Below are 835 nucleotides of genomic sequence, written 5' to 3' on the forward strand. Positions count from 1 at the left end.
GGGCCCGCCGTGCACGGCCGGGTGGACGACCTGGACGTCGGCGGGCGCCCGCTGCACGCGGACGTGCCGGACCTGAGCCGCTTCTTCCGCCCGCAGTCCGTCGCCGTGATCGGCGCCTCGGACACGCCGGGCCGCCCCACCACCGGCATGACCCGGCAGCTGCTGGACTGGGCCGAGCGCGTCGGCGCCCGGGTGCACCCCGTGCACCCGACCCGGCCGGCCGTCTTCGGCATCCCCTGCGCCCCGTCCGTCGCCGCGCTGCCCGAACAGGTCGACCTGGCCGTCCTGCTGATCGCCGACCCGCTCCCGGTGATCGGCGAACTCGCCGAGGCCAAGGTGAAGTTCGCCGTCGCCTTCGCGTCCGGCTTCGCGGAGACCGGCGAGGCGGGCGCCGCGGCCCAGCGGCGGCTCACGGAGGCCGCGCGCCGCTCCGGGCTGCGGCTGCTCGGCCCGAACACCAACCTGAACGCCTTCGAGCACTTCCGGGACGACCTCACCGGACCGGCGATCGCGCTGATCACCCAGTCCGGCCACCAGGGCCGCCCCGTCTTCGCCCTCCAGGAACTGGGCATCCGCCTGACCCACTGGGCCCCGACCGGCAACGAGGCCGATCTGGAGAGCGCCGACTTCATCTCCTGGTTCGCCGAGCAGCCCGAGGTCGGCGCCATCGCCGCGTATGTCGAGGGCCTCAAGGACGGCCGCGCCTTCCTGCTGGCCGCCGACCGCGCCGCCCGCCGGGGCGTGCCGGTGGTCGCGGTGAAGGTGGGCCGCACCGAGACCGGCGCCCGTACGGCCGCCTCGCACACCGGCAAGCTCACCGGCGCCGACGACGTGG

Annotated in this window: 1 protein-coding gene; it reads left to right on the forward strand. The window is 75.9% G+C overall.

The annotated features are described in order from the left end of the window. On the forward strand, positions 1–835 hold an 835-nt coding region (locus CCN72_RS35890; protein ID WP_244174650.1), incomplete at both ends, for a CoA-binding protein.

Origin of the sequence: Streptomyces murinus (genome assembly GCF_002154555.1) — a bacterium.
Taxonomy (GTDB): domain Bacteria; phylum Actinomycetota; class Actinomycetes; order Streptomycetales; family Streptomycetaceae; genus Streptomyces; species Streptomyces murinus.